Annotated in this window: 17 protein-coding genes; 7 read left to right on the forward strand and 10 right to left on the reverse strand. The window is 69.9% G+C overall.

All coding sequences use genetic code 11. The features are described from left to right. Positions 1 to 51: 51 nt before the first annotated feature. From ACFWDI_RS03310 to ACFWDI_RS03340, 7 genes are all read right to left on the reverse strand, one after another. A complete protein-coding gene (locus ACFWDI_RS03310) occupies positions 52 to 948 on the reverse strand; it encodes a TauD/TfdA dioxygenase family protein (protein ID WP_385301020.1) in 897 nt (298 codons plus the stop codon). A 38-nt stretch (positions 949 to 986) separates the two neighbouring features. Then, positions 987 to 2,321: an LLM class flavin-dependent oxidoreductase gene (locus ACFWDI_RS03315; RefSeq protein ID WP_385301021.1), complete on the reverse strand. Its 1,335-nt coding sequence runs from the start codon at positions 2,319 to 2,321 to the stop codon at positions 987 to 989. A 10-nt stretch (positions 2,322 to 2,331) separates the two neighbouring features. Continuing rightward, positions 2,332 to 3,222, reverse strand: a complete 891-nt coding sequence (locus ACFWDI_RS03320; RefSeq protein WP_385301022.1) for an ABC transporter permease — start codon at positions 3,220 to 3,222, stop codon at positions 2,332 to 2,334. Continuing rightward, the gene (locus ACFWDI_RS03325; protein WP_385301023.1) at positions 3,219 to 4,028 is read right to left on the reverse strand and encodes an ABC transporter ATP-binding protein; all 810 of its coding nucleotides are present in this window, start codon (positions 4,026 to 4,028) and stop codon (positions 3,219 to 3,221) included. The genes ACFWDI_RS03320 and ACFWDI_RS03325 overlap by 4 nt, the downstream gene beginning before the upstream one ends. Before the next feature lie 4 nt (positions 4,029 to 4,032). Then, entirely contained in the window at positions 4,033 to 5,049 is a 1,017-nt protein-coding gene (locus tag ACFWDI_RS03330) for an ABC transporter substrate-binding protein (protein WP_385301024.1), read from the reverse strand. An 11-nt stretch (positions 5,050 to 5,060) separates the two neighbouring features. Then, positions 5,061 to 5,654, reverse strand: coding sequence for an NADPH-dependent FMN reductase (gene ssuE, locus ACFWDI_RS03335; protein WP_385301025.1), 594 nt, complete (start codon positions 5,652 to 5,654; stop codon positions 5,061 to 5,063). Between the two features lie 214 nt (positions 5,655 to 5,868). Beyond that, a complete protein-coding gene (locus ACFWDI_RS03340) occupies positions 5,869 to 5,952 on the reverse strand; it encodes a putative leader peptide (protein WP_351446407.1) in 84 nt (27 codons plus the stop codon). A gap of 363 nt (positions 5,953 to 6,315) precedes the next feature. Here ACFWDI_RS03340 and ACFWDI_RS03345 point away from each other — a divergent pair, with 363 nt between their 5' ends. The 3 genes from ACFWDI_RS03345 (at position 6,316) to ACFWDI_RS03355 (ending at position 13,272) form a co-directional block, all read left to right on the forward strand. After that, complete coding sequence (locus ACFWDI_RS03345) at positions 6,316 to 9,771, forward strand: phosphodiester glycosidase family protein (protein WP_385301229.1); 3,456 nt, start codon at positions 6,316 to 6,318, stop codon at positions 9,769 to 9,771. A 441-nt stretch (positions 9,772 to 10,212) separates the two neighbouring features. After that, positions 10,213 to 12,339: a SpoIIE family protein phosphatase gene (locus ACFWDI_RS03350; RefSeq protein WP_385301027.1), complete on the forward strand. Its 2,127-nt coding sequence runs from the start codon at positions 10,213 to 10,215 to the stop codon at positions 12,337 to 12,339. Between the two features lie 108 nt (positions 12,340 to 12,447). Then, positions 12,448 to 13,272, forward strand: coding sequence for a hypothetical protein (locus ACFWDI_RS03355; RefSeq protein WP_385301029.1), 825 nt, complete (start codon positions 12,448 to 12,450; stop codon positions 13,270 to 13,272). A gap of 2 nt (positions 13,273 to 13,274) precedes the next feature. Here ACFWDI_RS03355 and ACFWDI_RS03360 read toward each other — a convergent pair whose 3' ends face one another. Continuing rightward, positions 13,275 to 14,372, reverse strand: coding sequence for an enoyl-CoA hydratase/isomerase family protein (locus ACFWDI_RS03360; protein ID WP_385301030.1), 1,098 nt, complete (start codon positions 14,370 to 14,372; stop codon positions 13,275 to 13,277). A gap of 206 nt (positions 14,373 to 14,578) precedes the next feature. Between ACFWDI_RS03360 and ACFWDI_RS03365 the strand changes: the two genes are divergently transcribed. Further along, the gene (locus ACFWDI_RS03365) at positions 14,579 to 15,760 is read left to right on the forward strand and encodes a serine hydrolase domain-containing protein (RefSeq protein ID WP_385301031.1); all 1,182 of its coding nucleotides are present in this window, start codon (positions 14,579 to 14,581) and stop codon (positions 15,758 to 15,760) included. Between the two features lie 97 nt (positions 15,761 to 15,857). Beyond that, positions 15,858 to 17,048: an acyl-CoA dehydrogenase family protein gene (locus ACFWDI_RS03370; protein ID WP_385301033.1), complete on the forward strand. Its 1,191-nt coding sequence runs from the start codon at positions 15,858 to 15,860 to the stop codon at positions 17,046 to 17,048. A 327-nt stretch (positions 17,049 to 17,375) separates the two neighbouring features. Here the strand turns inward: ACFWDI_RS03370 and ACFWDI_RS03375 are convergent, their stop codons facing one another. Both ACFWDI_RS03375 and ACFWDI_RS03380 read right to left on the reverse strand, forming a co-directional pair. Continuing rightward, positions 17,376 to 18,821, reverse strand: a complete 1,446-nt coding sequence (locus ACFWDI_RS03375) for a glyceraldehyde-3-phosphate dehydrogenase (RefSeq protein WP_385301034.1) — start codon at positions 18,819 to 18,821, stop codon at positions 17,376 to 17,378. Between the two features lie 175 nt (positions 18,822 to 18,996). Next, positions 18,997 to 20,826, reverse strand: a complete 1,830-nt coding sequence (locus ACFWDI_RS03380; RefSeq protein WP_385301035.1) for a glycoside hydrolase family 15 protein — start codon at positions 20,824 to 20,826, stop codon at positions 18,997 to 18,999. Positions 20,827 to 21,174: 348 nt separating this feature from the next. Here ACFWDI_RS03380 and ACFWDI_RS03385 point away from each other — a divergent pair, with 348 nt between their 5' ends. Together ACFWDI_RS03385 and ACFWDI_RS03390 are read left to right on the forward strand one after the other, a co-directional pair. Next, positions 21,175 to 22,119: an oxygenase MpaB family protein gene (locus tag ACFWDI_RS03385; RefSeq protein WP_385301037.1), complete on the forward strand. Its 945-nt coding sequence runs from the start codon at positions 21,175 to 21,177 to the stop codon at positions 22,117 to 22,119. After that, positions 22,101 to 24,353, forward strand: a complete 2,253-nt coding sequence (locus ACFWDI_RS03390) for a tetratricopeptide repeat protein (RefSeq protein ID WP_385301038.1) — start codon at positions 22,101 to 22,103, stop codon at positions 24,351 to 24,353. Before ACFWDI_RS03385 ends, ACFWDI_RS03390 begins: the two co-directional genes overlap by 19 nt. The last annotated feature ends 28 nt before the right edge of the window (positions 24,354 to 24,381 follow it).

The raw sequence follows: 24,381 nt of genomic DNA on the forward strand, positions 1-24,381 counted from the left end.
CGTCGGGGACGGCCCACCCGCCTTGTCGCGTTCTGCGGCTTTGTCCCGTAATCAGGCCGCGGCAGGCGTGTAGTGAGCCGCCTCGTCTCCCTCGACGACCCGGCTGAGCCCGCCGTCGACACCGACCGGGACATCGCCCGCGACCGTCACCCGGTGCAGCAGCCGAGGCAGGTCGCCGTAGTCGTCGGGCGCGTAGTGCTGGGTGCTGCGGTTGTCGAAGAGGACCAGATCCCCCGGGGCCCAGGTCCACCGGACGACATTCTCCGGGCGGGTCACGTACGACTGCAGGATCCGCAGGATGTCGCGTGACTCGGACGGCGAAAGGCCCACCAGACTCTGTGCGAAGCCGCCGATGAACAGGCCGCGCTCGCCCGACTCCGGGTGGACGCGGACCACCGGGTGCTCGGTGCGATACCTCGTGGAGACGAACTGCCTGCGGTGCTCGGCCGCCTTCTCCGACTTCGGCTCGGCGTAGTCGTACGCGTTGGTGTGGACGGCCCACAGCCGGTCCGCCAGCTCGCGCAGCGCGTCCGGCAGATCCTGGTAGGCGGTGACGGAGTTCGCGATCAGGGTGTTGCCACCGTACGGCGGGACCACCAGGCTGCGCAGCGTGGACGCCTTCGGCGGCGTGCGCAGGAACGTGACGTCCGTGTGCCACTGGTTCGCGCGGATGCCCTCGTCACCGTCCACCGGGAGGATGTGCGGCTGGCCCTCCACGGAAGGCACTGTGGGGTGCGCGGTCGTGAGCTCGCCGAAGAGCGAGGCGAAGCGTATCTGCGCGGCGTCGTCGAGCTGTTGGCCGCGGAAGAAGAGCGCCTTGTGCTCCACGAGCGCCGCGCTGATCTCGGTGACGATGGCGGGGTCGAGGTCGGTGGAGATGTCGACGCCGAGGATCTCGGCGCCGATGCGGCCGCCGATCCGGCGGATGTCGAAACCGGTGCTGGTCATGCGGGTACTGCCTTTCTCCGGGCGGTGAGTGAACGGGGTCAGTGGGTGAGTGCGGGCCGGCCTGCGGGCCGCTCCAGGCCGTAGTGGTCGCGCAGGGTGCGACCGCTGTACTCCGTACGGAACAGGCCGCGCGCCTGCAGCAGCGGCACCACCTGGTCGACGAAGTCCTCCAGTCCGCCGGGCAGATACGGCGGCATGATGTTGAATCCGTCCGCCGCGCCCTCGGTGAACCACTGCTCGAGCTGGTCCGCGATCTGCTCGGGCGTACCGGCGAAGACCCGGTGGCCGCGGCCGCCGCCGAGCCGGGCGATCAGCTGCCGGATGGTGAGCTGCTCGCGCCGGGCGAGATCCGCCACCAGCGTGAAGCGGGACTTGTTGCCGTTGATGTCCTGCTCCTCGGGGAGCTCGGGCAGCGGACCGTCGAGGGGCAGACCGCTCAGATCCGTGCCGAGCATCCCGGAGAGCTGCTGCAGCCCGTACTCCGGGACCTGCAGGCCCGTCAGTTCGTCCTCCAGCGCCAGGGCCTCGGCCTCGGTCGCGCCGATGATGGGGCAGATCCCCGGGAGGATCTTCAACTGGTCGGGCGTACGGCCGTACTTCGCGAGCCGCGACTTGAGGTCCTTGTAGAAGGTCTGGGCGTCGGCGAGGGTCTGCTGGGCGGTGAACACCGCCTCCGCGTACCGGGCGGCGAACTCTTTGCCGTCCTCCGAGGAGCCGGCCTGCACCAGCAGTGGATGGCCCTGCGGCGAACGCTGTACGTTGAGCGGCCCGTCGACGCGGAAATGCTTGCCGCGGTGCTCGATCGGCCGTACCGCGCCGTCCTCCGTGTAGACCCCGCGCTCGCGGTCGATGACCGTCGCGTCGTCGCGCCAGCTGTCCCACAGCTTCTTGGTCACGTCGAGGAACTCGGCGGCGCGCTCGTAGCGCAGAGCGTGCTCCAGATGCTCCTCGCGACCGAAGTTCCTGGCCTCGGCCTCATTCCCGGAGGTGACGATGTTCCAGCCGGCGCGCCCGCCGCTGAGGTGGTCGAGCGAGGCGAACTTCCGTGCCACGTGGAAGGGCTCGTTGAACGTGGTGGAGACGGTGGCGACAAGACCGATGTGCTCGGTGGCAACGGCCAGTGCGGACAGCAGTGTGAGCGGCTCGAAACCGCCGACCGCGTTGTAGCGGGCATTGCCCCACAGGGCGACGCCGTCCGCGAGGAACAGCGAGTCGAGTCTGCCGCGCTCGGCGGTACGGGCCAGCTCCTGGAAGTACGAGAGATCAGTGATCCGGTCGGGCTGGGTGCGCGGATGGCGCCAGGCGGCGTCGTGGTGGCCGGCGTTCATGAGGAACGCGTTGAGATGGAACTGGCGTGGGGTGTCGGCGGACATGGGTGGATCCTCAGTTTCCGGTCGGGGTGCGCCAGGACGTGAAGCGACGTTCAAGAGCCACGAGGAGCTGGTTGAAGGCCACGCCGATGGCGGAGATGGTGATGATCCCGGCGTACATCTCGGGGATCGCGAAGTTGAACTGTGAGGCGTTGACGAGATAGCCGAGCCCGGCCTTGGCGCCCACCATCTCGGCGGCGACGAGGACCAGGATGGCGACCGCGCCGGCCAGCCGGATGCCGGTGAAGACGGTCGGCACGGAGGCGGGCAGGATCACCTTCTGGAAGATCCTCGGAGCGGGCAGGTCCATCGACCTGGCCAGCCTGAGCAGGGTCGGATCGACGCTGCTCACGGCACTGATGGTGTTCAGCAGGATCGGCCAGGTGCAGGCGTACAGCACGATGGAGATCTTCGAGGTCTCACCGATGCCCAGCAGCAGGACGAAGACCGGCAGCAGGGCGAGCGCGGCGGTGTTGCGGAAGACCTCGAGGAGCGGCCCGAGGAGATTCGCGAGCGGCCGGTACCAGCCGATCAGCAGGCCGAGCGGTACGGCGACGACGACCGCGAGACCGAAGCCGGTGAACGAGCGCTGGAGGCTGGCCTGAGTGTGTTCGGCGAGCTGGCCGTCCAGGAGCAGCTGCCACCAGGCGACGGCGACCTCCGAGAACGGCGGCAGGAACGTCCGGTCGACGAGTCCGAGCCGGGGCGCCGCCTCCCACACCGCGAGCAGCACGGCGATGGCGACGCTCCGGGTGACCACAGTCAGCAGGATCCGGCCGGTGCGGCGGACCGGGGCGGGCAGTGCGCGGGTACGGACTGGTGGGGCGAGTGCGGGGTCGATGCGCTGCGCCGCGCCGTTCACCTCGACGGCTGTCGCGAGCGCCTTCTCGGTGGCGATGCTCATAGCGTTACGGCCTCCCTCTCCTCTTGCTGGGCCCGGCTGACCTCGTCGCGCAGCAGGTTCCAGATCTGATGGCGGTGGTGCGCGAACTCGGGGCTGGAGCGCGGATCGGTGTCGGCGCCGCGGTCGCCGAGGCCGATCGGGACCACCTCCTTGATCCGGCCGGGACGGGAGGTGAGGACGGCGACCCGCTGTCCGAGATGGACCGCCTCGTCGATGCCGTGCGTGATGAAGACGATCGTCTTGCCGGTGCGCTGCCAGATACGCAGCAGCTCGTCCTGGAGGGACTCGCGGGTCTGCGCGTCGAGCGCGGCGAACGGCTCGTCCATGAGCAGCACATCGGGGTCGTAGGCAAGGCTCCTGGCGATCGCCACGCGCTGACGCATGCCACCGGAGAGCTCGTGCGGATGCCGGTCCTCGAAGCCGCTGAGACCGACGAGCGCCAGATACTCCCTGGCACGCTCGGCCCGCTCGCGGCGGGGCACCCGGGTGGCTTCCAGGCCGAACTCCACATTGCCCTGCGCGGTGCGCCAGGGCAGCAGGGCGTACTGCTGGAAGACGATGCCCCGGTCCAGACCCGGTCCGGTGACGGGCTCGCCGTCCAGCAGGATCTGACCGCTGGTGGGTTCGGAGAGTCCGCCGAGGAGGTCGAGCAGGGTGGATTTACCGCAGCCGCTCGGGCCGACGACGACCACGAACTCACCGGCGGCGATATCGAGATCGATCCCGTCCAGCGCGGTGACGTGCTGCTGTTTTCCGCGTACGGGGAAGGTCTTGCCCACCCCTCGAAAGCTGATCTTGGCGGTCACGGGATCAACTCGCCTTCTTCGCACGGTTGTTGAACTCGTTGGTGTAGAGGTCGGAGACGCTGACCCGGCCGGACTTGAGGTCGCCGCGCTCGGTGAGCCAGTCGGCCCAGACCGACAGCTCCTTCTCCTCGATCCGGCCGCCCGGCGCCGAGACGCCGTAGGAACGCCAGTACTTGAGCGCGGCGGTGCTTTCGTTGCGCTTGCGCTTGGCGACGATCTCGGTCATGCGTGCGACGACCTCGTCGCGCTGCGTGGTGCGGGCCCAGTCCAGGGCCTTGCCCACTCCGGTGACAAAGGTCCGCGCGGTCTCCGGGTTCTGCTTGATGAAGCGCTCGGTCAGGACATACGTACCGGCGCTGAAAGCCCCGCGCAGGTCGTAGTCGCTGAAGAGCTTGCGTACGCCTCCGTTCTCCAGCGCCTTGTCGCGCAGAATGCCGCCGAGTACGGCCACATCGATCTGGCGCTGGCGCAGGGACTGTTCGGTGTTGACGGGGGGGATGACGATCCGCTCGACCTGCTCGGCCTCGGCCCGGCTCAGCCCGTTCTTCTTGAGGTAGATGTCGAGCATCGCCTCGTGGTGGGCGCCGAGGGTGTTCATGCCGACCTTCTTGCCGATGAGGTCGCGGGCTGTACGTATGGCGCTCTTCTCGGTCACGTAGAAGCCGCTGTACGCGTACTTGTCGGAGCCGTAGTAGCTGACGACGGCCTTGATGGGGGCCTTGCGGGCGGCGAGCTTGACCACGGCTCCGTTGAAGGCGCCGCCGAAGTCGGTCTGGCCGGACGCGGCGGACTGGATGTCCTGCGGACCGCTGATGGTGTTACCCACCCACTCGAGCTTCAGGTCCTCCAAGTAGCCGAGGGAAGCGGCGAGTTCGGGCGGGCTGACCTGGCCGACCGAACCCTGGTAGCGGAGCGTGGTGGTGTTCCGCGTGCCGCTGCCGACCGCCGTGCCGCAGCCGGCCGCCGCCAGCGCGGAGATGCCGGTGAGGACGAGGAAGTTACGTCTGGTTGTGGTGTGCACGTCGGATTCCTTCAGTGGCTGCGGGAGGCGGAGGTCGCCGCACCGGGGGCTGGGGACTGGGCGGGGGAGAGGATTCGGGAGGGGAGCGACTGGATGAACTCGTCGACGACGTCGAAGAGCCGGAGTTCGGCCTCGGGGCTCAACTGCGCCCCGCCTTCGGGCAGCCGCTCGACATGGCTGTCGAGGAGGAAGGTGCCGCCGACGACATGCCGGGCCCCGAGCGCCGAAAGAACCGGGCGCAGGGCGTAGTCGATGGTGAGTACGTGTGCCAGGCTGCCGCCCGTGGCCAGCGGCAGAACCGTCTTTCCGGCCAGGCCGGACTGCGGCAGCAGATCGAGGAAGGCCTTGAGCAGTCCGGTGTAGGAGGCCTTGTAGACGGGTGTGGCCACTATCAGACCGTCCGCTGCGGCGACCTGCTCGGCCGCCGCACGCAGGGCGGGCGAGTCGGACCGGCCGGCCAGCAGTTCGGCCGCGGGCAGCTCACGCACCTTCAGATGGCCCGCGTCAAAGCCGGTGACGGACAGTCGCTGGACCGCGTGCTCGACCAGCAATTCGGTGCGCGAGTTCACGGACGGGCTTCCGGAAACAGCCAGGATGGAGGTCATCAGTCATTCCGTTTCGGGGGTACGCGAAGATGCCTGAAACATCGCGCTGAAAAGGCGCGGGACAGGTTCAGGAAAAGGGTTGAAGAGAATCGGAAGGCTCTTTTAAGGGCCTTGCCGTGAGAATTGCTGCCTCGGCGGGGCGGAGGTGCTCAGCCTGGCCGGAACCCTCTGGAGAGAAGGCTCGACGCCGGAAGAGAAGTCAGCTGTGCGTGTTTCAGCGGCCGGCGGCACAGAGTGCGCTGGCGTGCCGTCGAAGATCGACGTGCAGGCGCGATACGAGAATGTCAGCTTGACTCACACCGGAGAGAATGACAGCGACTTCCGGTCACGTCAATGTCCACCGGAAATCGTCTCGCATGGTGAATTGTTACAGCTTTCTTTCATGAATGTGGCACGCACGCGGAGCTACCGGCGCGGGCCGGTGAGACGGAGAACGGCCGGCGCCCGGGCACCCGAGCCCAGTGGAATGATCGCTTGATCTCCCGGGTGCCAAGGGTCGTGCCATTGCCTGTGCTCCCCGACTGTTCTTCCCATCGTTCCCACTGCCCCCTGGTGTGTCTGTCCGAGCGCCGCGATGCTGTCCGCCGACAGCATTACGCGCTCAACCAGCTGGATTCCTGGAGTAGTTGTGGGCCTTGGCAGAGCAAGACGGTCCGTCGTGCTGTTCGCGACGGTGTCCGCACTGACGGCTGGGGCGACATCCCCGGCCGTCGCCGATTCCACCCCCGACCCCCGTCCCCGAGACTCCGCCGAAGTGCTGCGGCCCGTCGCGCCGCCGCCCGCGAGCGGTCCGGCCGAACGGCCGAGATCCGTCGCGGACGGCGACGGCATCGAGACCGCGCGCAGCTCCCGGCCGATCGCTCCGGGCATCAGCCTCACCTCGTACGACCGGCTCGAATCGGACAAGTGGCTGCGCGTCGACGCGCTCTCCGTCGACCTCGACGGCAGCGGCTTACAGGCCGACTACCTCTCCTCCGGGAAGGTCGCCGACCGCCGCGCCGTCTCCGAACTCGCCGCACAGCATGACCCCGGCAAGGGCCGGCGCACGGTCGCCGCGATCAACGCGGACTTCTTCGACATCAACCAGACCGGCGCACCGCAGGGCCCCGGCATCAAGGACGGCAAGGTCACCCACTCGCCGGCCACCGGCGCCAACCGGGCCGTCGGCATCGGGCCGGAGAACGCCGGACGTGTCCTGCAGTTGTACTTCGACGGCACTCTCACGCTGCCATCCGGTGCGCACCCCCTGACCGCGTACAACGCCGCGAACGTCCCGGCCGGCGGGATCGGCGCGTACACCGCCGCCTGGGGAACCGCCGACCGCGCGCTGACCGTCGACGCCGCGACGCCCGTCGCCGAAGCGGTCGTACGGGACGGCAAGGTCGTCGCCGTCAGCGGTCGGCCCGGCACCGGGCCGATCGCCGCGGACACCACTGTCCTGATCGGCCGGGAGGCCGGAGCCGGGCTGCTGGCGGCGCTGCGCCCGGGCGACGCCGTGTCCCTGGTGTACCGGCCGCGTACCGACAGCGGGCCTGTCCCGCGTACCGCCGTCGGCGGCCGCGAACTCCTCGTCGTCGACGGCGTACCGCTGAACCACGAGGGCGAAGGCAACAACACCGCCGCTCCCCGTACCGCCGTCGGATTCTCCAAGGACGGCCGCGCGATGCAGGTCATCACGGTCGACGGCCGCCAGGCCGACAGCGGCGGAGTCACCCTCACCGAACTCGGCCTGATGATGAAGAAGGCCGGCGCGCACAGCGCGCTCAACCTCGACGGCGGCGGCTCCTCGACACTCGTCGCCCGCGAACCCGGCAGCGACGCCCTCCAGGTGGAGAACAGCCCCTCCGACGGCAGCGAGCGCACCGTCCCCAACGGCCTCGCGCTCACCGCGCCCGACGGCAGCGGTCGGTTGCGCGGCTTCTGGGTCGAGACCCGCACGCCCGCCGGGAGCGCCCCCACTGCCGACCCGGTCAAGGGCGGCCACCCGGAGCGGGTGTTCCCCGGCCTGACCCGCCGGCTCACCGCCGCCGGTTACGACGAGACATACGGGCCGGCCGCCGGAGCACCGCACTGGCGGGCCGTCCAGCCTTCGGTGGGCCGGGTCGACGATCACGGGACGTTCCGGGCGCGGCACAGCGGCACGACCGAGGTACGCGCGGAACGTGCGGGTGCCCATGGCAGCACCGAGCTGACCGTGCTCGACGACCTGGCCGGAATCGAGCCGACCACCAAGCGGGTCGGCCTCGCGGACGCGAGCGCCACCGGCACCTTCGGCATCCTCGGGCTCGACGCCCAGGGCAACAGCGCGCCGGTGGAACCGGCCGATGTGCAACTCGGCTACGACCACACGCTCTTCGACATCCGCGACGACGGCCGGGGCTCGTTCACCGTCACGTCCCGCACGGGCAGCGGGGCCGGACGGATCACGGCGACGGCCGCGGGCGTCACCACCGTGTTCGCCGTCAGCGTCGGCCTCGCCGAGCAGCCGGTCTCCGGCTTCGACGACGCCGCGTCCTGGACCTTCAGCCAGGCCCGCGCGAGTGGCTCGGTCGCGGCGACACCCGAAGGACAGAGTGGGACGGGCCTGGAGCTCACCTACGACTTCACGCAGTCGACCGCGACCAGGGCCGCGTACGCCAACCCGCCGCGGCAGATCGCCGTTCCGGGCCAGCCGCAGTCCTTCACGCTCTGGATCAAGGGCGACGGGAAGGGCGCGTGGCCGACACTGCACCTCAAGGACGCGGCCGGCTCCGACCAGTTGCTGCGCGGACCGTATGTCACCTGGACGGGCTGGCGGCAGGTGACCTTCGCCGTGCCGCCGGGGGCCGCGATGCCGCTGTCGGTGCACCGCTTCTATCTGGCCGAGACCGCGGCCGCCAAGCAGTACACCGGGAAGATCGTGATCGACGGCCTGACCGCGCAGGTACCACCGACGGTCGTGCTGCCTCAACAGCCGCGTACGGCCGACCCGTTGATCGATCCGGCGGCCGAGACCGAGGGCAGGGACTGGCAGTTCGCGGTCATGTCCGACGCGCAGTTCGTCGCCCGCGACCCCGACAGCGCGATCGTGGCGCAGGCGCGCCGGACCCTGCGCGAGATCAAGGCCGCGCGGCCCGACTTCCTCATCGTCAACGGCGACCTCGTCGACGAGGGCTCTCCGGCGGATCTGGCCTTCGCGCGCCGCGTCCTGACCGAGGAACTGGGGGACGAGCTGCCCTGGTACTACGTGCCGGGCAACCATGAGGTGATGGGCGGCAAGATCGACAACTTCATCGCCGAATTCGGGCCCGCGCACCGCACGTTCGACCATCGCGGTACCCGGTTCCTGACCCTGGACACCTCGAGCCTGAGCCTGCGGGGCGGCGGCTTCGACCAGATCAAGGCGGTGCGCGCGCAGCTCGACGCGGCGGCGAGGGACGCGAGCATCTCGTCGGTGATGCTCGTCGAGCACGTCCCGCCGCGTGACCCGACCGTGCAGCAGGGCAGCCGGCTCGGCGACCGCAAGGAGGCGGCGCTGATCGAGCAGTGGCTCACGGAGTTCCGCCGTACGACCGGAAAGGGGGCGGGGCTCGTAGGCAGCCATGTCGGCGTCTTCCACGCCGAGCACGTGGACGGCGTGCCGTATCTGATCAACGGCAACTCGGGCAAGGCCCCGGCGGGCCCGGCGGACGAGGGCGGCTTCACGGGCTGGTCGCTGGTCGGCGTCGACAAGGTGTCGCGCGGGGAGCAGCTGGCGGGGCGGCTTCGCCCGTGGGAGGGCCGCCCGGACTGGGTCTCGGTCCAGACCCGGGCGCATGTCGACGGCCTGACCCTGGACGCGCCCGCTGTGCTGAAGCCCGGCCACGCCGCGGACGCCCGGGCGACGGTCACGCAGGGTGCGCGGCGGGTCCCGGTGGTGTTCCCGCTGAGCGCGGACTGGACGGGCTCGCCGAACCTGTACATCGGCGCGCCTGAGGACGCTCGCCACCGCCATGCGGCGGCGTTCGACCCGGTTACGGGCCGGCTCACCGCGCTGCGGCCGGGGACGGTCACCCTGGCGGCGACGGTGGGCGGCGTCACGGAACGTACAGAGATCCGCATCGCGGCGGAGGGGGTGGCATCGCGCCGGGCGGCGTAGGCCCGTCGTGGCCGGGGGAGCGGCCTGCGCCCGGTGGCCCCGTGTCCCGTGCCCGGCGCCCCGCGAGTCGGCCCGGGCGAGGCGGCCGTTCTCCGGGCCGTGCGTGCGGTGTGCCGCCCCGACCGGTGCGCCGCCCCGACCGGTGCGCCGGCCCGGGCGGCATACGCCGCGGTGAGCTGCCGCGCGAGCGGCTCCGCGACAGGGTGCAGCGGCCGCGCTGCGCAAGGGCCTCAGGGCATCGTCGCTCCGCAGCCGCGCGTGCGGCCTTCGGACAGGTCCGGCTCGCGCGCGCCCGCCGACCGGCCCGCCGACAGGCGTGCCGCCCCCGGTGGGCACAGCGCACCGCACGGCGAGCGGACCTCACTGCCGCTCGCCGTGCGGGAAGCCCCCGCAACCGGCAGCCTTGGTCGTGAGCATTGCGGCGGGAGGAGGTGGTTTCCCTTGCCGGACCCGCTTGCCACCGGGCCCACCCCGCCGGACAGCGCAAGCGAGGGTTCCCACCCCCTCCTGTCCCTGGCCCTGGCCGGGATGATGGACGACGTCCACGCCCACTCCGGCGCCGTGTACTTGCTGTCGCCCGATGAGCAGGTGCTCGAGATGGCCGTCATGGCCGGACTGCCCCGAGCCTTCGCCGCGCCCTGGGAGCGGATCTCGGTCAGCTCACCCATCCCTGTCGCCGACGCCCTGCGCGAACGGCGGCTGATCTGGGTCCCCGGCGAGGAGGAAATGGCGAGCCGCTATCAACGGATCGCGGTGGTCCTGCCGTATCCGTTCGCCCTCGCCGCCCTGCCCATCGCGACCGACGACACCGCGTACGGAGCGGTGTTCCTCACCTGGCCGGGCTCCCATGCGTCGGACATCTCCGACGACGAACGCGGCCGTCTCACCGCTGCCTGCGACCGCCTCGCCCTGCGGCTGCGCCGGGCCGCGGAGGCAGGCCGCCCCCTGGTCCCCGAGCCCGACTTCCTGGGACCGACCGCCATGGCGGGTACGACCGGCGCGGTCGAGGCCGTGCACCTGCTGGCGCGGATTCCGGACGGCATGTGCTCGCTGGACGTGGACGGTCGCGTCACCTACGCCAACCCCGCCGCCGGCGAGCTGGTCGGTGTGCCGGTGGGCGAGCTGCTGGGAGGCCAGCTGTGGTCCGCGCTGCCCTGGCTGAACGATCCGGTGTACGAGGACCGCTACCGGGCGGCCCTGATCAGCCAGCACGCCACTTCGTTCGTCGCGCTGCGCCCGCCCCAGGACTGGCTGATGTTCCGGCTCCACCCCAGCCGGAACGGGATCAGCGTGCGCATCACCCCGGCCCGCGGAACGGTCCGGGAAATGCCCTCCGACGTGCCGTCCGAGCACCCCGCACGGCTGGTCGCCATTTCCCACATCCTCAACCTGGCCAGTGCGCTGACGGAGGCCGTGGGCGTGGCCGACGTGATCGAGCTGGTGGCCGACGAGATCATGCCGGCTGTCGGGAGCCGGTCGCTGGTCATGCTCGCGTCCGAGTCGGGCCGGCTGCGCGTCCTGGGACACCGCGGCTACGAGGACGCGTCGATCGTGGACCAGTTCGACGGCATGCCCCTGGTCGCCCAGACCCCCGGTGCCCAGGCGCTCTCGAGCGGAGTGCCGTCCTTCTTCGAGACGCGTGCGCAGCTGGAGCGCATCTATCCCGCCCGCTTCGTGACTCCGGACGGCATGGCTGCCTGGGCCTATCTGCCGCTGATCGCCTCCGGACGCCCCGTCGGCACCTGCGTCCTCGGCTACTCGCAGCCGCACCACTTCTCCAGCGACGAGCGTGCCGTGCTCACCAGCCTCAGCGGTCTCATCGCCCAGGCCCTGGAGCGGGCCCGGCTCTACGACGCCAAGAACCGGCTGGCCCACGGACTCCAGTCAGCACTGCTCCCGAACTCGCTGCCGAAGCTGTCCGGTCTGGAGGCCGCCGCGCGGTATCTGCCCGGCACCCAGGGCATGGACATCGGCGGCGACTTCTACGACCTGATGCGCACCCATGACGCTGCGGCCGCCGTCATCGGCGATGTGCAGGGCCACAATGTCACCGCCGCAGGACTGATGGGCCAGGTCCGCACTGCGGTCCGCGCCTACACGGCGGTGGGCCAGCCGCCCGGCCGGGTCATGGAATCCACCAACCGTCTGCTGATCGACCTCGAAGGAGACCTGCTGGCCAGCTGCGTATATCTGCACCTGGACCTGTTGCGCCACCGTGCCCTGCTGGCTCGTGCCGGACACCCCCAGCCGCTGCTCCGCGATCCGGAGGGCCGGGTCCACATCCTGGACCTGGCCGGCGGCCCGCTGCTCGGTGTCGATCCGTCGGCCGGCTACCCGACCACTTTGGTGTCGATGCTCCCGGGATCCCTGCTGGTCCTGTACACGGACGGACTGATCGAGGTCCCAGGGGTCGACATGGACGAGGTGCTGGCGGATCTGGCGGAGGAACTGGGACACGCCACCGACCAGCCGCTGGAAGCCGTGGCAGACCGTCTCATCGCCAAGGCGACGGGCAACCGTGAGCGCGGCGACGACACGGCGCTGTTGCTGCTCCGTCCCGAGCGCTGAGCAGGACCGCTGCCGGCCGCGCTCGAGCCGTCTGATACGAAGGCCGGGCGATTGATACGGAAGCCGGGCGATCACGCCCGACCATGCACGCCGAGCACCGGGAGCACCATGACCGCCGCACGCCCGAGCATCCTCTATGTCACGGATCTCGGCTATGAGGCGAAGGGCCGCCGCTACTGCGACGAGGACATCCGCCTCTCCGGGCGGCTGCGCGAGGACTTCGACGTCGCTCTGTGCCATCCGCTGGACGCGGCGCGTCTGATGGGCTCCTTCGACGGCGTCCTCGTACGCAACAGCGGCCCCGTGCTGCACTACCAGCGGGAGTACGACGCCTTCCGTGCCCTCGCCCGCAAGACCGGCGCCCGCCTCTACAATCCGCCGACGGGCCGCGCGGACATGGCGGGCAAGCAGTATCTGGTGGAGCTGAGCGCGGCCGGGTTTCCGGTGATACCGACCGTGGACCGCGGTGAGGACCTCGGACGGCTGCCGCAGTCCGTGGAGTACGTCGTCAAACCGAAGATCGGGGCGGACTCGATCGGGATGGAGTTTCTCCACCCCGACCGCCTCACCGAGGTCATGCACGGCGACGTCCTGGTGCAGCCCAGGATCCCGTTCCGCTACGAGGTGTCTTTCTACTTCGTCGACCGGGACTTCCAGTACGCCCTGTACGCCCCGCGCCCGGAGCGCCGGTGGGAGCTGGAGCGGTACGAACCGGGCCCGGCGGACCTGGAGTTCGCCCAGCGATTCATCGACTGGAACACCCTGGACCACGGCATCCAGCGCGTCGACGCCTGCCGGGCGCCGGACGGTGAGCTGCTGCTCGTCGAGCTGGAGGATCTCAACCCGTATCTTTCGCTGGACCTTGTGGAGGAGGCCGTCCGCGAGGCCTTCGTCGCCCGGATGAAGGCCTCGCTGCGCGATCTGCTCGGCTGAGCTCAGGCGCCGAGGCCGCGCCCGGGTCCGATGCCCCGCCCGAGTCCGAGGGCGCGCCCGAGTCCGAGTCCGAGTCCGCGCTCGCCGAGCGGTGCGAAGAACCGGGCCACGTCCGCGTCCGTCACCTGCACAAGATCCGCGGGCGACCAGCGCGGGCTGCGGTCCTTGTCGATGACCTGCGCCCGGACGCCTTCCACCAGATCGGGCGAGGAGAAGGCCGCGCACGAGACGCGGTACTCCTGGTCCAGGACCGGCTCCAGCGCGCCGAGTTCACGGGCTCGACGCAGCGCGGCGAGAGTCACCTTGAGCGAGGTGGGCGATCTGCTGAGGATCGTTTCGGCTGTCTCCTTCGCCGCCGGATCGCCCCGGCCGAGCAGCCGGTCGAGGATCTCCTCCACGGAGTCGGCGGCGTAGCAGTCGTCGATCCACTCGCGGTGCCTGGCCAGTTCGCCCTCGGGGGCGGGCCCGGCACACCGCCTCACGGCCTCGGTCACGTTCGACTCGGCGAGTGACGCGGTGAGTTCGGCCAGCCGCTGCGACGGTACGAAGTGATCGGCGAGCCCGCACAGCAGCGCATCGGCCGCGCCCACCGCCGAGCCGGTGAGCGCCAGATGTGTGCCGAGCTCGCCGGGCGCCTGCGCCAGCAGATGCGTACCGCCCACATCCGGTACGAAGCCGATGCCCGTCTCCGGCATGGCGACCTTCGACCGCTCGGTGACGATTCGTACGTCGCCGTGCGCGGACACGCCGACACCGCCACCCATCACGATGCCGTCCATGACGGCGACATACGGCTTGGAGTAGCGGGCTATACGGGCATTGAGGCGGTACTCGTCCCGCCAGAAGTCCAGCGACGCGCTGCCGCCCGCCAGCGCGTCCGCGCGGACGGCGCGGATGTCGCCCCCCGCGCAGAGCCCACGCTCACCGGCTCCGGTGATGACCACGACCTCGACGGCAGGGTCCTGTTCCCATGCGGCCAGCGCCGTATCGACGGTGCGGACCATGGCGTGGTTGAGGGCGTTGAGGGCGCGGGGACGGTTGAGGGTGATGTACCCCGCGTGGCCCTCGGTGCGCAGCAGTACGGAGTCGTCGAGGACCATCGGGTTCCTTCCGGGGTGGATCTTCTCCCTCCATCCTCGCTCACCCCGGCGACGGCCCGGGCTTGAGGGGCATGGGCGGACGAGGGGGCCGCGTCGCCCGGCGTGCCTTCCGCTCGCGCTCTTCCCGCCAGTCCGACCAGTCGGTACGTTCTGGGGAGCCGGGTACCGGCAGGCCGCAGGACCGGCCCGAGGCGACGGAGGATCCCATGTCAGAGCGCGAAGCCCAGATCGACGGCCACTGCGACGAACGGTTCCGGGCCGTCCGGGCTGCCTTCGAGAAGAACTTCCGCGAACGCGGTGAACTGGGCGCGGCCGTGAGTGTTCTGATCGACGGGGAGCCCGTGGTCGACCTGTGGGGCGGCTGGGCCGACTCCGCGCGCAGCGTTCCATGGGTGCGCGACACCCTCGTCAATGTGTGGTCGACGACCAAGGGTCCTACGGCGCTGTGCGCCCATCTGCTGGCCGACCGGGGGCAGCTCGATCTGGACGCTCCGGTCGCCACCTACTGGCCGGAATTCGCCGCAGCAGGCAAGGAGGCCGTTCTCGTCCGCCATCTGCTCTCGCACCGCGCGGGCCTGGCAGGACTGCGCGAACCGCACACGGTCGCCGAGCTCTACGACTGGGAGCTGACCACGTCGCGGCTGGCGGCAGCCGAGCCCTGGTGGGAGCCGGGCACGCAGTCCGGGTACCACGCCATGACCTACGGATTCCTGGTCGGCGAGGTCATCAGGCGCATCACCGGACAGCTGCCGGGAGAGTTCCTGCTCCAGGAGGTCACCGGACCGCTCGGCATCGACTTCACCATCGGACTGCCGGAGAAGGAGGCCGGGCGCGCCGCCGAGCTGGTGTATCCGCCGGCCGCGTCGAGCAGCGAACAGGCCGCCGTCTTCGCCCAGTTGCAGCCCGCCGCGCTGGCGGCCCTGGTCAACCCCATCGTCGGAGCCACCGACGCCAACACCCCCGAGTGGCGCGCCGCCGAGATCCCCGCGGCCAACGGCCACGGAACGGCCCGCGCGGTCGCGGCCCTGTACGGAATCTTCGCCGGGCGCGGAGAGTCCGGGAGCCGGCGCCTGCTGTCGCCCGAGGCGGCCGAGCGCGTCCGCGAAGGCCAGGGCCGCTGCCGGGACCTGGTGCTGGGTGCGGGCTTCGAGCACGAGACGGAGGTGGGGCTGGGCCTCTGGCTGAGCGGTGAGAACGGTTCGTACGGCCCCAACCCCCGGGCGTTCGGTCACGACGGCTTCGGCGGCTCCTGCGGACTCGCCGACCCGGAGGCGGGCATCAGCCTGGGATACGTGATGAACCGCATGGGTCCCAACATCGCCGACGACCCGCGCAAGATGGCGTTGATCGACGCCCTGTACAAGTCGGTGGAGCTGCCTGGCCAGTAGCTCCCCCTCTCCGTGGTCCGGCCCTTCCGGATTCTTGCAACACGTTCTACTGTGTGCGCCGCGCCCGGGGACGGACCGCGAGACTCCTGGAGGGGCTGTGCACCTCGAATACACGCCTGAGCAGCAGCAGTTGCGCGCCGAACTGCGCACCTACTTCACCGACCTGGTGCCGGACAACGTCCACGCCCGCTACGCCGACCCCGGCGCGCAGAAGCGCTTCTACCGCGAGACGATCCGCCGCCTCGGCACGGACGGCTGGCTCGGTGTCGGCTGGCCCAAGGAGTACGGCGGCCGCGGCCTCAACCCCATGGAGCAGTTCGTCTTCTTCGACGAGGCCGCCCAGGCAGGCGTACCGCTGCCGCTGATGGCGCTGAACACCGTCGGCCCGACGATCATGCAGTTCGGCACGGACGAGCAGAAGGCGTACTTCCTGCCGAAGATCCTTTCCGGCGAGATCGACTTCGCGATCGGGTACAGCGAGCCCGACGCGGGCACCGACCTCGCGGCTCTCAAGACCCGCGCGGTGCGCGAGGGCGACGAGGACACCGGCCACTACACGGTCAACGGCCAGAAGATCTGGACCACCAACGGCGACACCGCCGACTGGGTCTGGCTCGCCGTGCGCACCGACCCCGACGCACCGCCGCACAAGGGCATCACCATGCTGCTGGTCCCGACCTCCGACTCCGGCTACTCCTGCACCATCATCAACACCCTCGCCTCGCACGACACCACCGCCAGCTACTACGAGAACATCCGGGTACCCGCCTCCCGCCGCGTCGGCCAGGAGAACAAGGGCTGGCGGCTGATCACCAACCAGCTCAACCACGAACGCGTCACCCTCGCCGCCCACGGCACCATGGCCATCCGCGCGCTCCACGACGTCCAGCGCTGGGCCGCCGAGACCAAGCTCGCCGACGGCCGCCGCGTCATCGACCTCGGCTGGGTGCGCAAGCGGCTCGCGCAGACCCACACCAAGCTCGACGCGATGAAGCTGCTCAACTGGCAGATGGTGGGCGCCGTCGAGCAAGGCAGCCTCACCCCGCAGGACGCGTCCGCCGTCAAGGTGTACGGCTCCGAGGCGCGCCGTGACGCGTACGCCTGGCTGATGGAGGTCGTCGGCGCGGCAGGCGCCCTCAAGGAGGGCTCGGCCGGGGCGGTCCTGCACGGCGAGCTCGAGCGCGGCTACCGCTCAGCCGTGATCTTCACCTTCGGCGGCGGCAACAACGAGATCCAGCGCGAGATCATCTCCTGGATCGGGCTGGGGATGCCGCGGGTACGACGCTGATGCCATATGACGAGGATGTGGCGAGTGAGTGGAGAGTAGGTCATGCCACCGACAACCTGGCCAGGGCCCCCGCCCCCCGGGGATCCGCGAGATCTGTTGCCGGGCTGTCACCCTCGCACGTCATGACGGTCGCACTGCCCGCATGAGGCTGACCGCCGTTGTGGCCCCGCATCCCGCTCAGTCAGCTCGACGGTCTGGCGGACACGCGCCGGATCTTCTCCGTCCGCGGTTCCGCCCAGCGCCGACTGTTTGACGACCATCATGGGGATTCAGTCACAGCGGCCTGCCATTCACCGACAGGACACCGGATCGGACAGACCACCGGGATCAGACCACCGGGACCGGGAAGGTCGGGTACTCCACCCCGGATACGTGCTGGACGACGCGGATGACCTGGCAGGAGTAGCCGAACTCGTTGTCGTACCAGAGGTAGAGGATCGCGTCGTCGCCCTCGACCTTGGTGGCGCCGGCGTCGATGATCGAGGCGTGGCGCGAGCCGATGAAGTCGCTCGAGACCGCGTCAGGGGCGCTGATGAAGTCGATCTGGCGCTTGAGCGGCGAGGTCAGCGACACGTTGCGGAGGTGGTCGAGGACCTCCTCGCGGGTGGTCTCGCGCGCGAGCCGCAGGTTGAGGATCGCGATCGAGACGTTCGGCACCGGGACGCGGATCGAGCTGCCGGTGATCCTTGCCTTGAGGTCGGGCAGCGCCTTGGCGACGGCGGAGGCGGCACCCGTCTCGGTGATGACCATGTTGAGCGGCGCCGAGCGGCCGCGGCGGTCGGCCGCGTGGTAGTTGTCCAGCAGGTTCTGGTCGTTGGTGAACGAGTGGACGGTCTCCACGTGGCCGCGCAGGACGCCGTACTCGTCCGCCATCGCCTTCAGCGGCGGGACGATGGCGTTGGTGGTGCAGGACGCGCAGGACAGGATCTGCTCGTCCGGCTTGATCATGTCGTGGTTGACGCCGTGCACGATGTTGGGGACGTCGCCCTTCCCCGGCGCGGTCAGGACGACCTTCTCGACGCCGGGGCGGAGGTGCTTCGACAGGCCCTCGCGATCGCGCCACTTGCCGGTGTTGTCGATGAGGATGGCGTCCTTGATGCCGTACGCCGTGTAGTCGACCTCCGACGGGTCGTTGGCGTAGATCACCTTGATCTCGTTGCCGTTGGCGATGATCGTGCTGTTCGCCTCGTCGACGGTGATCGTGCCCTGGAACTGACCGTGGATGGAGTCGCGGCGCAGCAGCGAGGCGCGCTTGACGATGTCCTGGTCGCCGCCCTGACGCACGACGATGGCACGCAGTCGCAGGCCGTTGCCGGAGCCGGCCTTCTCGATGAGCAGGCGGGCGACGAGACGACCGATGCGGCCGAACCCGTAGAGGACGACGTCGCGCGGCTCGCGGCGCTCGATCTTGTTGGTACCCGTGGCGCCGGCGACGGCCCCAGCGGTGAACTCCTCCACCGAGAGGCCGCGGTCGTCGGTCTTGTACGTCGCGGCGAGCATGCCGATGTCGATCTGGGAAGGGCCGAGATCGAGCGTGGTGAGGGCCTGCAGGAAGGGCAGCGTCTCGGTGACCGAGAGTTCTCCACCGGCGATCTGCCGGGCGAATCGGTGGGTCTTGAGGATGCTGACCACCGACTTGTTCACCAAGGAGCGGCTGTGAAGCAGGACCGTGACGTCCCGCTCCCTGTGCAGCTTCCCGATGATGGGGATCATCGACTCCGCGATCTCCTCGCGGTTCTTCCAGTTGGTGAACGAGTCGTCATTGACAGTCACAGGTTTATCTTTCGAGCTAGGCGGTGCTCATATGCTAACCCCCCGCCACGTTGATCTTTCAATCGGTACCACCTGAGCGGGATGCCGCGATCGGGCCCCAGGGCCGCACCGGGACCCGCTCGACAAGGGCGCGGAGAAGCGGCGCGGACCGGCCGGTGCCAGTGATGACGGCCTGTCAGCCAAGGGCGCGGTCGAGGTTGAATGCGGCGCTGATCAGTGAGAGGTGGGTGAACGCCTGGGGGAAGTTGCCGAGTTGTTCGCCGGTCAGTCCGATTTCCTCGGCGTACAGGCCGACGTGGTTGGCGTAGGTGAGCATCTTCTCGAAGGCCAGCCGGGCCTCCTCCAGCCGTCCGGCGCGGGCGAGCGCCTCGACGTACCAGAAGGAGCAGATCGAGAAGGTGCCCTCGGCCCCCCGGAGACCGTCCGGGCTGGCTTCCGGGTCGTAGCGGTAGACCAGCGAGTCGGACACCAGGTCCGCGGTGAGCGCGTCCAGGGTCGCGAGCCATTTGGGGTCGGTGGGTGCGATGAATTTGGCCATCGGCATCATCAGCACAGAGGCATCGAGTACGTGGTCGTCGAGGTGCTGAACGAACGCCCCTCGTTCGGGGGACCAGCCGCGTTGCATGATCTGCCGGTAGATCGCATCACGGCTCTGCCGCCACCGGCGGTGGTCCGCGGGCAGGCCGCGGCGGTTCGCCATCCGGATGGCTCGTTCTATTGCCACCCAGGACATCAGCCGCGAATACAGATAGTTCCTGCGTCCCCCGCGCGTTTCCCACACGCCGTCGTCGGGTTGGTCCCAGTGTTCGCAGAGCCAGTCCACCAGAACACTGAGCTCCTCCCACCGATCGCTGCTGATGGGTTGTCCCCACTTGTCGTACAGATACACGGAGTCGATGAGTGCTCCGTAGATGTCCAGCTGGAGCTGGCCGGTGGCGGCATTTCCCACCCGCACCGGGGCGGACCCCAGGTAGCCCTCGAGGTGGGGCAGCTCACGCTCGGGCAGCTCGCCGCGCCCGTCGATTCCGTACATGATCTGCAGCGGCCCCGCGGGACCGCTGCCACGCATGATGCCCCGCTCGGACAGGAAGCCCATGAACGCCTCGGCCTCTCCGGTGAAGCCCAGCCTGAGCATGGCGTAGACACAGAAGGCGGCGTCACGGACCCATACGAACCGGTAGTCCCAATTGCGCTCGCCGCCGATCAGCTCGGGCAGACTGGTCGTCGGGGCAGCCACGATCGCACCCGTCGGCGCGTAGGTGAGCAGCTTCAGCACGAGCGCGGAGCGGTGCACCATCTCCCGCCAGCGTCCGTGGTAGCGCGAGCCGGCCAGCCAGTTGCGCCAGAACCTGACCGTTGTCTCGAACTGGTCCTCCGCCTCGGCCTGGGGACAGGCGCGCGGGATGACGTCGTCACTGATCTGGTCGAGGGCGAACACCGCGGACTCGCCTTCGAGGAGCTTGAAGTGCGACCACACGTCCAGCCCGTCGCACTCCAGTGGCGTGGTGGCGGTCAGCGCCAACGACAGGTTCTCGGACCGGAACAGTGCGTCGTTGCCCTGCAGTCGCGCGGAATGCGGTTCGGCCCCGTAGCCGAAGCGGGGAGCCACCCGCGCTGTGAACGGGAGCGTTCCCCGAACGCAGATCACCCGCCGGATCAGCCGGTGCCGGGCCGTCGCGCCGGAGTCGTCGGTGACCGGCATGAAGTCCTGGATCTCAGCCACCCCGTCGGAGGCGAAGAACCGCGTGATAAGTACGTTTGTGTCGGGAAAGTAGAACTGCCGGGTTCTCGTCGGCACCTCGGCGGCCAGCTCGAACGATCCGCCCCGGTTCGCGTCCAGAATGGAGGCGAACACGCTCGGTGAGTCAAAGCGCGGGCAGCAATACCAATCGATGGTGCCGTTGGTGCCCACGAGCGCCGCACTGTGAAGATCGCCGATAAGGCCGTGCTCGGCGATCGGCAGGTAGGGCGAGAGGCCCACTTGTCCGAATCCGGCATCCGCCATATCGGCCTCCCTACGACCGCAGGGGCGCATAGTGCCTACACGTGATGGTAGATCTCCACGGCTGCGGATGCCATCGCAGCCCGGTAGCGCTCCACCATCGCATCACCGAGTCTGACCTGGCATGACGCCGGTCAGGACCGGGCCTGCAGCAGGGATCGCCCCAAACCGTGGCTCGCAGGATCGCGGCGACGCTCAAGGACCTCAACGCGACCCGTTTCGATCTGACGTACGGGATGAACGGGATGATGGACTCCTGACGCCCCGGCGTCAGGTCCTCGCGGTTGCACAGCAGGCGTCGTCTGCACGCCGGCACTCCGGGCAGATGACATGTATCTCAAGGAGTCGCACATGAGCGAAGCCGACGACCTGAGCGAAGCCGACCCGGGGCTCTTCGGACCCCATTCCGTCACCTGGCAGATGCACGGCGACCCGATGATGTGGGTCGCCGGGGTGCGTGCCTTGTACCTCCAGGCGCTGCACCCCCGTGCCGTACGCGGAGTCATGCAGAATTCCGACTTCCGCAAGGACGCCTGGGGCAGGCTGATGCGTACGGCCGACTTCGTCGGCACCATCACCTACGGCACCGCCGCGGCCGCCGAGCGGGCGGGCGCCCGGGTCCGCCGCATCCACACCCTCCTCAAGGCGACCGATCCCGCGACGGGCGAGCGCTACGGCGTCGACGAGCCGGAGCTGCTGCTGTGGGTGCACTGCGCCGAGGTCGGCTCCTACCTCGATGTCGCACGCCGCTCCGGTCTCCCGATCAGCGACGCCCAGGCCGACCGTTACCTTGCCGAACAACGTGAAGGCGCACGCCTGGTCGGCCTCGACCCGGCCGACGTACCCGCCTCCACCGCCCAGCTCGCGAAGTACTTCGACGTGATCCGCCCCGAGCTCGCCGCCGGACCCGAGGCGCACGACGTGGACGACTTTCTCCAGCGGCCACCCATCAACGCCCTGCTCGTACCGGCGCGCGAACTGCTGTGGCGGCGTGTGGCCGCACTCGCGTACAACGCACTGCCCCCTTACGCCCATCAGCTCTACGGCAGACCCGCCCCCGCCGCTGAGCGCGTCACGCATCAGCTCAGCGCCACCGGCAACCTGTTGCGCTGCATTCCCTCCCGTCTCCGCTGGCAACTGCCGCCAGGTCACATCTTGAAAGCGATGGCGCGACTCGGCCCAGGCGCGCGCCCGGCCCCGTACAAACTCCGCAGACAGGAGGCCATACTGGACGGGCCGGGGAGGGCGCAGCGAAGCGACGGGGGCGATAGCACGCGATGGCGGAATCCAGGCTGATCCAAGGCCGGTACCGGCTGCTCGATGTCATCGGGCGCGGTGGCATGGGCGAGGTGTGGCGGGCCCGCGACGAATCGCTCGGGCGGCGTGTCGCGGTCAAATGCCTCAAGCCGATGGGACCCCAGCACGACCAGTCCTTCACCCGGGTCCTGCGGGAGCGCTTCCGCCGCGAGGCGCGGGTGGCCGCCGCGCTCCAGCACCGCGGGGTGACCGTGGTCCATGACTTCGGCGAGTACGAGGGGGTGCTGTACCTGGTCATGGAGCTGCTGGAGGGGAGCAACCTCAGCCAGCTGCTCGAGGAGAACAAACAGCATCCGCTGCCGGTGCCCGACGTCGTCGACATCGCCGAGCAGGTCGCCGACGCCCTCGCCTACACCCATGAACAGGGCATCGTCCACCGCGACCTGAAGCCCGCCAACATCATGCGGCTCACCGACGGCACGGTGAAGATCTGCGACTTCGGCATCGCCCGCCTCGGCGCGGACATCGGCTTCACCTCCCGGCTCACCGGCACCGGCATCGCCATGGGAACCCCGCACTACATGTCGCCCGAGCAGATCAGCGGTGACCATGTCGACCACCGCAGTGACCTCTACTCGCTGGGCTGTGTGCTGTACGAGATCGCCACCGGTGTGCCGCCTTTCGACCACGACGACGCCTGGGCGGTGCTCGTCGGGCACCGCGACACGCCACCGGAACCGCTCCGCACCCACCGGGCCGAGATCCCGGAGTTCTTCCAGCGAATCGTCCTCGACCTGCTCGCCAAGACACCCGAAGAGCGGCCCACCGACGCCAAGGACGTCCGCCGCCGGTTCGGCGCCTCCCGGCACCAGGGCCGGCCGCACCAGGGCCACGCGCACACCGAAGAGCCCTTGCAGCGCCCCGAGCAGCCGCCATCCCGCGAGCCGCGGCTCCCGTCCTGGACCCGCGGTATGACCACCGGCCACAAGGCGAACGGCACCGCGACCGTGCGGCCCGACCTTCCCGACCACACCGCCGGCCTGACCGGTGAGTGGACCACGTACACCGATCCGCGCAGCGGCCCCGCGCTGCCGGCCCAGGCCCGGCCCGAGCGGCCCACCCCGCCGCCAGAGCTGCTCGCCGTCCTCGCCAGCCGGCACAACGCGGGCCTCAGCCTCGGCCGGCTGAGCCGCTGGGAGGAGGCCGGCGAGGTGCACCGATCGGTCGCCGTCGAGCGCGAGCACCTGCTGGGCCCCGACCACCCGGACACCCTCGCCAGCCGGTACGAGGTCGGTTTCACGCTGAGCAGGACCGGTCGTGCCGCGGACGCGCTGCGGGAGTTCGGCCGGGTCGCGGACGGACGCGAGCGGACCATGGGCGCCGACCATCCCGAGACCCTCGCCGCCCGACAGGAGATGGCGTACGTCCTCGGCCAGCTCGGGCGGCACTTCGAGGCCCATCAGGTCTACGCGGCGGTCCTCGACTCCCGCGAGCGCACCATCGGCCACGAGCATCCCGACACGCTGCGCTGCAGGCACAACCTCGCCTTCAACCTCAGCAGGCTGGGACGGCTGGAGGACTCGTACCGGATGGCGTACGACGTCGCCGCCGCCCGCGGCCGCGTGCTCGGCGCGGGCCACCCCGACACCCTGGTAACGAGATATGAAGTCGCCTATGCGCTCGGCCAGTTGGGCCGCTGGACGGAGGCCCTGCAGACGTACCGCGAGGTGGCCGTCGCGCGCGCCCAGGCGCTGGGAGCCGATCACCCCGACACTCTCGCCGCCCGCTACGAGGTCGGCATCAGCCTCGGACGGCTCGGCCGCAGCGCGGAGGCCCTGCAGCTCTACCGCGACCTCGTCGACGACCGCACCCGCGTGCACGGTCCCGCCGATCCCGAGACCCTGCGCGCCCGCCACGGTCTGGGTGTGAACCTCGGCCGGCTCGCCCGCTGGGAAGAGGCCCTCACCGAGTCGCGCGACGTGTGCGCGCTGCGGGAACGGATCCTGGGCACCGACCATCCCGACACCCTCATCAGCCGCCGCGAAGTCGCCGTGGGGCTCGGCTGGCTGGGACGCTGGGCGGACGCCCTCGCTGTCTACGGGCAGGTGGCCGAGGCCCGGGAGCGGGTGCTGGGAATGGACCATCCCGACGCGCTGGCCAGCCGCAACGACGAAGCCCACTGCCTGGAGCAGCTCGGCCGCCACGCCGAGGCGGTCGACCTGTACCGGCGGGTGGCGGCCCTGCGACAGCAGCGCGGCGCGCAGGGGGTCTGACGGCTGCGGGCGATCAGCCGTTAGGGTC

This window comes from Streptomyces sp. NPDC060064 (assembly GCF_042736455.1).
In the GTDB taxonomy this organism is placed as follows: Bacteria; Actinomycetota; Actinomycetes; order Streptomycetales; family Streptomycetaceae; genus Streptomyces.